Here is an 8,463-nt window from a genome sequence, read left to right as displayed (position 1 = left end):
AGTTGGTTGGTTGGTAGCCTTAACGGACGGGGTTGGCAAGAAATTGCGACAGCTGGGCCTTACATCATCGTTGCATTGTTAGGGGGATGCTTGTTGGCGCGATCGGTAAATGTGCTGGCTTTGGGGGATGATTTGGCTGTGGGTTTGGGCGTTTCGTTGACGCGATCGCGCTTGTTAATTGGTGGTGTCGCCACTCTATTAGCCGCAGGTGCAGTCAGCATCAGTGGCTTGATCGGATTTGTTGGTCTTGTTGTCCCTCACGGTGTCCGCCTCATCGTTGGTACAGATCATCGCTTTGTTTTGCCACTTTCCGCCCTTGGGGGTGCATGGTTACTTACTTTTGCAGATTTACTCTCTAGACTAGGAGCAGTGGAACTACCAGTAGGTTCCGTCACTGCCTTGCTAGGTTCACCGCTATTTATTTGGTTACTTTATCGTCGTTCTGCTGGGTTTAATAAATTTTAAAGTAAAGAAGATGTTTGAAAAGCCCTCTTGTCGTTATCAAAAGTTCTAGATCCCGACTTTTAATAGCATTTAGCTAAGTCTGCTCATTTTGCTCTGCTCGCAGAACAATAAAAATTGCTGGTGTATTCGCTACAACAGCAACAAGCAGAATGATCAGTTTTGGTTTATTTACCTCCTTTATTTTAACATGGACGAGGTATTTTTTATTTGAGGCGATGCCTAATATCATTTCTCCTTAAAAACCTAACTTTTCACATTATCTAGAAAATAAGAGAGCGGAATCTAACCCCCCAGCCCCCTTTTCTACAAGGTAAGGGGAGAATTCCAAGCCTCTCTACTGCAAGAAGTGAGGTTTTCCATCTGAGAGGTAAAAGTCAGCTTAAAGGCTTATTTTTTCGGCTAACACAAAGAGATTCTAATCATAAGTGATTAGCCCCATACGATATAACCGCGATATCTGGCGTATCTATGCTTTTATTTTTTAATCCAAAGATACTTTTGTAGACTCGTACCTATTTCATTTATTGGCTTGCATTTATGCCAATTACCCCCATAATTATTAAGCCGATGGAAATGAGCTTGATAAGTGTGGCAGATTCACGAAACCAAATAATACCAATAATAGCAATTAAGACAGTTCCCAATCCAGCCCAGACAGAATAAGCCACACTCATTTCAAGTTTCTTGAGAGCAAGAGTCAAAAAAGTAAAACAAAGTCCATAAAAAACAACTATTAATATGGAAGGGCCTATTTTAGTAAATCCTTGCGATAACTTCATGCAAGTTGTGCCTGAAACTTCAAAGAGGATTGCGGCGATAAGGTAAATCCAACTTGTTGGCATATATGTTATCAGCACTTTGTGAGAAATCTCTTATTATCTTATCTCTGTCAAAGGAAAAAACTACAACATAATTATTATCATTATTCGCGTGAATCTACTAAAATTTTGTAGGATACGCTACGTATTGTAAGCTTTAAGAGGATATTTTAATAGTCCTATTGTCAGTATTAAAATTTTTGGATTACCTAGAGTCACAGCGAAATACTTTTAAAACAACAGATGGCATCTTGAACTTGACGCTACCCAAAGCTGAAGAAGAAAAGAATAAAGTTGTCAAAGTTAATCTAGCATCATCTGGATAATTTTAGCTTTATATCTGCTAACTATCTATTAAACTAAATAAAAAGCGCTCCCCAAAAGGGGAGCGCTTTTTATTGTGAATTACTCAGCCTATACAGATTTATAGGAAAGTGCAAAATTTTAAATCTTTTATAGTGTGTTATACACCACCACAGATTTTTAGTGCGCTAGGACAAATATTATAACGCACCCTACAAAAGTTGCTCTTTATTAAATCCACATTTCTTAGTTAACCGTTAAGGGCTTCTTCTTGATGGGTTTCGATAACGCAATCAGAAGTGGGGCGGGCAACGCAGGTGAGGACAAATCCTTCGTCCATTTGATCGTTGTCTAAGAAGTTCTGATCTGATTGGTCAACTGTACCTGAAATTAGCTTCCCGGTACAGGTAGAGCAAGAACCAGCGTTACAGGAATAGGGTAAGTCAAGATCATATTCCTCGTTAGCGATCTCTAGAATGTACTCATCATCAGGAACGTCGATTACTTGTTCACCGTCTGGGGTCTTTAATGTGACCTTATAAGTTGCCATGTAACAATCCCTAACTCATATAAACTCCATATTCGATACTAAGGGTTTATGTGCTGCTAGTCTAGAGTTGATTGTGGTTGACTATTTTAGATTCTCAAGCGATTAGTGGGGCTAGTTTACATATACCAAAAGCTTCAGACGATATAGAGCTAATTCTTTAGATGGAGTGAGTAGGTTGATTTCTCTTGATTGGGTGTGCATTTGTTTATCTGCCATTTCATTGCTATTCAAGCTTAGAATGCAATACACTTAGTGTTCGTGATATTTTGCCCACATTTTTGTAATAGTCAAAGTGTCGTGCTGACCAATATCCCGCCTTGAAATAAATTCCAAGGCTAATAGCTCAAGTCCACTCAAGTGGACTGAGATTTTCCCTTTCACGAAGGATAGCCACGTACATGGCTTTAAATCTTGTATAGCAATCCGATTTGATTTTTGAATTTCTTTGGGTAGGTACAGACGCGATTAATGGCGTCTGTACTAGAAATTAGTTTGATTTTTGACTTTTGACTTCCCCAAAGAGGCACTAGCCATTTTTCTAGGATGAATTCTCCCCATTTTTCCGATGCCATCTGGGTTGATAAAACGGGACGATATGAATATCTAAGAACGTTTGCGGAAAATCTTATGTCTTCATTACTGGCTTTATCCAACAGTTTAGCTGATACCGTAGAACAAGCTGGAAGTGCTGTGGTTGCTGTAAATGCGGGTACTCGTGTTTCTCCAAGTGGTATTCACTGGCGTAATGGCATTATTGTTACCTCTGATGAGTCACTCCAGCGCTATGACGACATCACTATCACTCTATTAAATGGTAGTACTGCACCAGTAACACTCGTGGGTCATGACTCTAGCACCGATATCGCTGTTTTTAAGCTAGAAAATGTAGAAATTCCTGTGGCAAAAGTTGGCGATGCCAAAACGCTCAAAGTTGGTCATCTTGTGTTGGGACTGGCGAGAGGTAGCGAAGGTGATTTAAGGGCGGCGATGGGTGCGGTGAGTGTAGTTAGCGGTGCTTGGCGGAGTATGAATGGCGGGAATATTGACCAATTCATCCGCCCAGACATTACCCTTTACTCTGGTTTTGCAGGCGGGCCGCTCGTAGATGCTGCTGGTTTTGTTGTAGGCATGAATACATCGGGGCGGCGTGGTACTGCTTTGACTATTCCCACTGCTACAGTCGATCGCGTGGTTGACCAATTAGTAGCAAAAGGACGCATTTCTAAAGGATACTTGGGTGTGGGAATGCAACCTGTACGCTTACCTAAGAATCTGAAAACTGCTCTCAATTTAACTTCTGCAACTGGGGTAATTGTGGTTAATGTTGAGCCTTCTGGGCCTGCTGACAATGCAGGTGTGCTGCTTGGCGATGTTTTGGTAACGTTCGATGGCGTAACTGTGGGTGATACAGGTGATGTACTGGCGTTACTCAATAGTAGCGATCGCATCGGTAAAACTGTCAATGTACAAGCTGTCCGAGGTGGAGTGTTAATTGAGCTAGCGATCGCAGTTGGCGAACGACCTACTAAGCAAGAATAATCCAATTTGGGATGGGTTTAACTAGTAGTCTGTCAAGATTTATCTAAATTTTCTATTCATTCGAGCTTCTGAACTCGGAGCTTTGACCTTTTTACTCGGACGTTGAGCCTCTGAACTCGGAACTTCCACCTTTTTGCTCGAACGTTGAGCTTCTGAACTCGGAACTGTCTGTCCGCTTGATTACTTATTAAATCGAAGAACCCCACCCCTTAATCCCCTCCCCGCAGGCGGGGAGGGGATTAAGGGGTGGGGTGCAATGACTATGGAATCATAACTAATTACCCAAACATGATATGACATGGCAAACACAACATTAACTAACATCGCTGCTGAATTAACAGAGGTAGCTGCTAAACTACGCAATTGCACTGTCAAAGTGAAAAGCGGCTCTCTGGGAGTCGGTTCTGGTGTAATTTGGCAAGCTGACGGACTAATTATTACTAATGCCCATGTTGCAACCAGCAACCGTGCAACTGTGGAATTGGCAGATGGAAGGGTATTTGATGCGGTGCGGACACAATTTGATCCACAGCAGGATTTAGCAGCCCTGAAAATTGTCGCCACTAATTTAACTGCTGCAACTATTGGTAATTCTGAGGCGCTACGAGTAGGTGAATTAGTTTTAGCGGTGGGTAATCCCTTTGCTGACAGTGGTGCTGTGACAACTGGAATTATCTATGCAAATAATCCACGGGCTGTTATGGCTGATTTGCAGCTATATCCTGGAAACTCTGGGGGGCCACTTGCCGATTGTCAAGGCGGAGTCGTGGGAATTAATACGATGATTGTTAATGGTTTGGCTGTGGCAGTTCCCAGCAATACCGTTGAGCGTTTTTTACAGGGAAATAGTCGTCCGCAACTGGGAGTTACACTGCAACCTGTGCTTTTAAGTAGGCGTAGCTTGGGTTTATTGGTGTTATCAATTTTACCTGGCAGTGCGGCAGAAATTGCTGGTGTGCAAATCGGCGATGTTTTAATAGGAGTTTCGGGGCGATTATTCACTAGCATGAATGATTTAACTAAATATCTCCATGACAGTAAAGGTTCTGTGCCGCTACAACTCTTACGCGGTGGGCAGCAATTCGTGATTTATGTTGAGGTGCAGTCTGGTAAAACTGCTGTGGAGGCGACATGATCCGGGTGATGGTAGTTGCCACTTCCCCTGTAGTGCGGGCAGGGTTATCAGCTGTAGTAACTACCAATCCTCGGCTGACGGTTGTGGGGAGTGCATCCGATTTGAATGCATTGGCTAGGGAAGTTGGACAATTACAACCAGATGTGGTGCTGGTAGATTTGAGTGGCAATCTTCAACAATCGGTGTGGGAAAAATTGCTGGTTATTCAAGAACAGCAATATCCATTAGGAATGATCGTCATTGTTGAGGAACTTGACACCATTGATTTAGAGACGGGGTTACGTTCTGGTATCCGGGGGATATTGCCCAGTACTAGCACAGAGTCAGAAATTGTTGCTGCTGTGGAGGCGATCGCTTTTGGTTTGGTGGTGCTGCACCCGGATGCTATAGAATTACTGTCTATCCGAGAAAAAGTGGTGGCGAATCCGGTACAAAGCTTGACACCACGCGAGATAGAGGTTTTAGGTATGCTTGGTTCTGGGTTGGGGAATAAAGCAATCGCTAAAGGCTTGCATATTTCTGAGCATACCGTCAAATTTCATCTCTCATCCATTTTTCAAAAGCTCAGTGTCTCCAGCCGCACCGAGGCTGTTGCTGTGGGTGTCAGATTGGGTTTGATTATGCTGTAATCTGTAATGAATTCTCGCTTGGATGCAATAGACCTCTTGCATACAGAGATTTTGAGATAAAAAAAGACCTAACCCCCAGCCCCTTCCCTGCAAGGGGAGGGGAGTAAAATTCAAAGCCTCTCTCCTTTTAGGAGAGAGGTTTGGAGAGAGGTCAAAAATTAAGTTGCACATCGTGTGAGGTCTATTCAATATCAAATGATGACATACAGCCTCCAATGAGGTGATGGTATAGGTATCACATTTAATGCATCACTTATATGAACATCTTAATGCTCTCTTCCACCTTTCCCTACCCACCAACGCGCGGGGGAACCCAAGTAAGGACATTTAATTTACTTAAATATCTGAGTCAACGCCATAGTGTTACCCTGGCGACTCAACGCGAGGGTGATGTTACAGACGCAGAAGTAGCAGGATTACGCGACTGTGTGGATCATTTAGCCATTTTTGAACGCCCGCCAGATTCTGGAACCACCGGAATATTGAAGAAAATACAGCGATTTGGTAAATTTTTGCAGCAGGGGACATCGCCAAGTGTCCTCAACCGCTACTCAGTTGAGATGCAAACATGGGTTGATAACTGGGTGGAAGCGGGGAAATGTGATGTAATTACCTGCGAACATAGCGTTAATGAAATTTATGTACGTTCGCATTTTCCCAAACAACTAAAAACTATAGTTAATATTCATAGTTCTGTTTACGCTACTTGTCTAAACCAACTAGCAGCAGGAATTTCAGAAAATTCATTCAGAGACAAAATTAATCTGCCCCTTTTGCGGCGTTATGAGCAAAACTACTGTGCTAAGTTTTCGGCAATCGTTGCAACAACAGAAGAAGATAAAATTCAACTACAAGAATTTAATCCCAATAGTGAAATTACAGTTATTCCTAATGGCGTAGATTTAGTTTCTTTCCCCAATCGTACCACCGATCCAGGTGGACACCGCTTAATTTTCATCGGTGCAATGGATAATTTGGCAAACATTGATGCTGTCTGCTTTTTCAGCAACGAAGTTTTGCCAGAAATCCAAAAATTGTATCCTGATACAACTTTCGATATTGTCGGTTCTCATCCGGTATCAGAAGTTTTAGCACTTGCTCAAAAACCAGGAATTAATGTAATTGGGCGTGTACCTTCGATGGTAGAATACTTACATCAATCTACCATCTGCGTTGTACCGATGCGGACAGGGTTTGGCATTAAAAATAAAACTTTAGAGGCAATGGCATCTGGTGTACCAATAGTAGCTAGCGATCGCGGTTTAGAAGGATTAGCCGTAGATGGTGCTAGTCATCCATTGCGGGCATTACGAGCAAATAAACCGGCAGAGTACATCACCGCTATTAGTCAACTATTTGAGCATCCACATCTGCGTTCAGAATTGTCTCACAAAGGTAGACAACTGGTAGAAACAGAATTCACTTGGGATATTGCTGGTAAAAGTTATGAGCAAGTGTGTCTTAAAAGAGAGTAATAACCTAAAAATATTTGATTTAATCAAAATCTCAGCACTACTACAATACGGTGGAAAATAGCGCAACTATTTGAAATCAATGAAAAAGTGTTTTGAATTTTAACTTTTGACTTTTAACTTCCGCGCAGAGGTACTAGCTTCTAGATAAATTCTAATTGTGCTTCCTTGTCGGTGTGCGAGAGATGTGTGTAGAGACATTGTATTGCAATGTCTCTACATCGGCTATACAAATTATCTTATTTAAATCGGATTGGTTCAGGGTTAGCTTGTAAAGAAACACATCAATTATTGTCGTATTTAGTTGAAGCACCTAACACAAGTAATTTCTTATGGTTACGTTTATTCTTATTTTTGAGAGTTGTCAGATAATTATCAACGTAGCGAAAAGCAGCTGCACCATCGTAATCAGCAATGGCTATAGCTTGTAAGAAAACCTTTGAAGGGATTTCAAACCCTAAAAATTTTTCTGTTAAAATTAACAAATCAGTATCTGTGGCAGGAAAAGTAGTTTCTTCTGCCTCTTCTGGATCGGAAAATATATCTTCAATTAATGCTTTATACACTTTGTACCTCCCCGAAAGCATAAGACGCAAAACCTGTGATAAAGTTTAGTTGCTGATCGCGAGTTTGTAAGTTGAGTGGGAGTTCAGTACCAGCACATCCTATCTCCCGCAAAATCTCCAAACAATAAGCACCGAGTTGAGTGGATGGAGCAAGCTCCAATTCATGAGCTACTTCTAGAGCCATCTCCAGATTGACTTGGATAACCGTCTTTACAGGGTTGGTCATAAACACGCCCTAATAAACTGGATGCTCTAAGTTTTGATCACAAGTTCAAATAGCGTAACGGTGTTTTTGCGGATTTTATGAAGAGGCAAAAATAAAGTATCAGCGCATTTGCGGTAATGTATCCGAAATTATGCAAATAAGTCTGAGATGTGAGCAGATACACCAGAAGACGTTGGCGTACCCCTTTGGGTGTCTTTCTACGCGCAATGTGTCGTAAATAGGATAAGTGTGTCACTTACATACTGTACAGATGCATAGTGATGTACATTAACCATGCATAGAAAGTTTTCAGGCTTTTCTTAATTATCCTGCGATGCCTACGGCGGTAAACTACGGAAATAGACCATGTTGTAGGGAACAATGCTGTGCCCTTACGAAAGATGTGGTTTTTAAATTATTCATATTTGGTATTTTTTGTCAATGCGTGTGCAAATTGGCCATAAGCTGTTGCGCCTTTAATTTGCACTAATATTTTTTCAAAATGCTTGTGGGGTGGGCATCTTGCCCGCCCTGATTGTGCAAGTTGTATACATAACAGCTTAATATTATCAAGGATACCCTCCTGACACCAATGCTTGTAGTACCAGAAGATAGTCGAATAGGGTGGCAAATTTTTAGGTAAGTCAGCCCAATTGCAACCATTCTTAAGTTGATAAAATACACCGTCAAGAATTTGCCGCTTTGTCCACAGAGGGGGTCTAGTTTTCTTCAAAGTCTGCAATAATGGCTCAATTATTTCCCACTCTTTGTCTGTCAAATC

At 41.7% G+C, this 8,463-nt stretch carries 10 protein-coding genes and 1 pseudogene; 6 read left to right on the top strand and 5 right to left on the bottom strand.

The window, feature by feature from the left end; translation table 11 throughout:
• Window positions 1-465: FecCD family ABC transporter permease (locus tag VE944_RS29790; RefSeq protein WP_324986040.1), on the top strand; the 465-nt coding region annotated here is incomplete at its 5' end.
• 521 nt (window positions 466-986) lie between these two features.
• Here the strand turns inward: VE944_RS29790 and VE944_RS29785 are convergent.
• Complete coding sequence (locus VE944_RS29785) at window positions 987-1,307, bottom strand: DMT family transporter (protein WP_324986037.1); 321 nt, start codon at window positions 1,305-1,307, stop codon at window positions 987-989.
• 212 nt (window positions 1,308-1,519) lie between these two features.
• Here VE944_RS29785 and VE944_RS29780 point away from each other — a divergent pair.
• Window positions 1,520-1,609, top strand: a pseudogene (locus tag VE944_RS29780) (Hsp20/alpha crystallin family protein); the annotation flags it as partial.
• A gap of 227 nt (window positions 1,610-1,836) precedes the next feature.
• Here VE944_RS29780 and VE944_RS29775 read toward each other — a convergent pair.
• Window positions 1,837-2,136 (bottom strand): ferredoxin, encoded by a 300-nt coding sequence (locus tag VE944_RS29775; RefSeq protein ID WP_229552888.1) that lies wholly within the window; start codon window positions 2,134-2,136, stop codon window positions 1,837-1,839.
• A gap of 627 nt (window positions 2,137-2,763) precedes the next feature.
• On the opposite strand from VE944_RS29775, the gene VE944_RS29770 reads away from it, so the two are divergent.
• From VE944_RS29770 to VE944_RS29755, 4 genes are all read left to right on the top strand, one after another.
• Window positions 2,764-3,675, top strand: coding sequence for a S1C family serine protease (locus VE944_RS29770; protein ID WP_324986044.1), 912 nt, complete (start codon window positions 2,764-2,766; stop codon window positions 3,673-3,675).
• Window positions 3,676-3,973: 298 nt separating this feature from the next.
• Window positions 3,974-4,810: a S1C family serine protease gene (locus VE944_RS29765; RefSeq protein WP_324986033.1), complete on the top strand. Its 837-nt coding sequence runs from the start codon at window positions 3,974-3,976 to the stop codon at window positions 4,808-4,810.
• On the top strand, window positions 4,807-5,439 hold the full coding sequence (locus VE944_RS29760; protein WP_324986030.1) for a response regulator transcription factor: 633 nt from the start codon (window positions 4,807-4,809) through the stop codon (window positions 5,437-5,439). The genes VE944_RS29765 and VE944_RS29760 overlap by 4 nt, the downstream gene beginning before the upstream one ends.
• Window positions 5,440-5,696: 257 nt before the next feature.
• A complete protein-coding gene (locus VE944_RS29755) occupies window positions 5,697-6,914 on the top strand; it encodes a glycosyltransferase family 4 protein (protein ID WP_324986027.1) in 1,218 nt (405 codons plus the stop codon).
• A 281-nt stretch (window positions 6,915-7,195) separates the two neighbouring features.
• Here VE944_RS29755 and VE944_RS29750 read toward each other — a convergent pair whose 3' ends face one another.
• The 3 genes from VE944_RS29750 to VE944_RS29740 form a co-directional block, all read right to left on the bottom strand.
• Window positions 7,196-7,477 (bottom strand): hypothetical protein, encoded by a 282-nt coding sequence (locus VE944_RS29750; protein ID WP_324986024.1) that lies wholly within the window; start codon window positions 7,475-7,477, stop codon window positions 7,196-7,198.
• Complete coding sequence (locus VE944_RS29745) at window positions 7,470-7,703, bottom strand: hypothetical protein (RefSeq protein ID WP_324986021.1); 234 nt, start codon at window positions 7,701-7,703, stop codon at window positions 7,470-7,472. The genes VE944_RS29750 and VE944_RS29745 overlap by 8 nt, the downstream gene beginning before the upstream one ends.
• A gap of 394 nt (window positions 7,704-8,097) precedes the next feature.
• Window positions 8,098-8,463: transposase (locus VE944_RS29740; RefSeq protein ID WP_324986018.1), on the bottom strand; the 366-nt coding region annotated here is incomplete at its 5' end.

Origin of the sequence: Nostoc sp. (assembly GCF_035638895.1) — a bacterium.
GTDB lineage: Bacteria > Cyanobacteriota > Cyanobacteriia > Cyanobacteriales > Nostocaceae > Nostoc.
The sequence above is the reverse complement of the archived record's forward strand: the minus strand, read 5'-3'. Positions and strand labels throughout refer to the sequence as shown.